Genomic DNA, 1,976 nt, shown 5'->3' on the forward strand with positions numbered 1-1,976 from the left:
GCCTGCTGCTGGTCGTCGGGGGCCTGTTCGGCGGCCAGCTGTTCCCGCCTCTTCCCGTCGGACCGGTCGGCGGGTGGACCGCCTTTTCTGGCTTGTTTCCTTGTTGACAGAAATGTCACATCAACCCAGTCCCATGTAGTGATTTCTTTCACAAGCTGATTTCGGAGCGTTCTCGGTTGCTGAACCGGATCCGCTCCGCACGGTCTTCATCGCGCGGTCCAGCCGCGCGAGCGGTTCAAGGGATCGCGCCGTCCCGGCCAAAGCCGGGGCGCAGTACAACCAAGAAGGGGGCCGAACATTGGCTACCGCAAATCACATTCTGGTGGGTGAAAGTTCCGAAGGGGACGTCTCGCCCGCCAGTCACATCGCATTGCCGGAAGGCGTGCGGACTCAGACCCCCCTCGCGGAGGGTCTGCTCCACCTCGGGAACCCCGAGAAGGTTCGGCAGCCCTACGGCAAGCCGGCCCGGAGCGTGGTCGCGAAGGCGGCCGACCTGGTCGGTTTCCTCGGCCTCGCCGGCCGGGTCCGCGGTGACGCCGTCTGCGACCTCAACGTGTACGAGAACGGCCGAGAGGTCGTCCGGGCGTACGCCGGGGTCGAGATGGACGATGCCGTGGACTTCCTGCAGATCCGGGGCAGCGTCCCCGGTGGCCGCGCGGCTCGGCTGGAGTGGTTCGCCCGGTACGGCGACTCGGTCGACTTCGAGCGTCTCGACCGGATCGGGGGGATGCGGCGACTCAGCCGCAGCGCTCTGCCCGCTCTCGGCAGGCGGCCCTTCGGTGAGCTGACCGCCAAGGAGCTGGTCAAGCTCGGCCGCCAGTTGCAGATCGATGCGACCGAAATCGCGTGGCTGGCGGAGTCGCATGCGGAACTGAGTCTCGCTGAGCTCCTTGAGCTCATCGAGCTCAAGGAGCTCAGCGGGCTGAGGAGGGTCGCCATCATCCTCGGCGGCTGCCTGTTCGACGTGAACTCCGCCGTCGCGCACACCGCGACCGGAACCTTCGACATGGTGGGTGTCGCGCACTCCGCGGAACTCACCGAGAGGGTGGAGCGAATCGAGGTCGTGGACGAGTCCTCGTTCTACGAGGAGGAGACGCCGGCCCGTCTGGTCCGGCTCACGATCCTGTTCGCTACGGCCCTGCTCCGGCTCAACCCGGAGCTGGAGATCGACCTGGTCGTCGACGTGCCCTCGGCGGAGTACACGCTCTACCCGTACGAGGGTGCGGTGAACGGGCTCGTCACGTGCGAGCAGTGCACCGACTGGTTCCCGAAGGTCGAGGAACGCAGCGAACGCGTGGAGGCCTCCTTCCGGAGGGCGCTCGACGAGCTGCTGCGCCACGACCGTGTCAGCCTGCGGATGCCCCGCGAGCTCACGGCGGTCGCGGGTCTCCTGAAGAGGGAGATGAACGACGGCCGAATCCCCGGGTTCGATGAGGTGCTCTCCGCACTGGAGGCGTCCTCGGACGCGGTCATGCGGCTGGCCCTCCTCCTGGCTCGGCCGGTCGACGTGCGAACGCTGACCGGCCTGAGCTACGTCATGTCACTGGTGCGGGCGATGCTCCGCAGCAATTTCGTGATCGAGGTGGACAACCGCTCGGAGGCGCTCCTGGCCGCCGAGGCCGAGCGCGTCGTCGGACTCATCGCCGAGGCCCGCCAGGCCTGGAGGGAGAACCGCCTCCACGAGGTGTGGCCGGGCGACGCCGAGAAGATCGCCGATCTTCTGAAGGAGATCGGCGAGGAGCCGCGGGCGGGATCCCTGCTCGCGGTCTACCCGCTGGAGAAGTTCTACGTCCAGCGCGTTCCGCGGGTGAACAACCCGCTGTACAAGTACCGGGTCGGCCGCAAGTTCCGGCTGCCCGACGGTACCGAGGTGTCCCGCGAGGAACTCCTCGAACAGGTCTACCCGCGACCGGAGATCACTTCGTGATCTGACGTCCGGGTGAACCGGCGGCCCCGGTGGGACGGCTCACGCCGTC

At 67.4% G+C, this 1,976-nt stretch carries 1 protein-coding gene; it reads left to right on the forward strand.

Annotated elements, in window-relative coordinates; translation table 11 throughout:
• Nucleotides 1-382: 382 nt before the first annotated feature.
• A complete protein-coding gene (locus AB0C69_RS41745; protein WP_360362351.1) occupies nucleotides 383-1,927 on the forward strand; it encodes a hypothetical protein in 1,545 nt (514 codons plus the stop codon).
• Nucleotides 1,928-1,976 lie beyond the last annotated feature (49 nt).

The sequence above is a fragment of the Actinomadura sp. NPDC048032 genome (genome assembly GCF_040653175.1).
Taxonomy (GTDB): Bacteria; Actinomycetota; Actinomycetes; order Streptosporangiales; family Streptosporangiaceae; genus Spirillospora; species Spirillospora verrucosospora.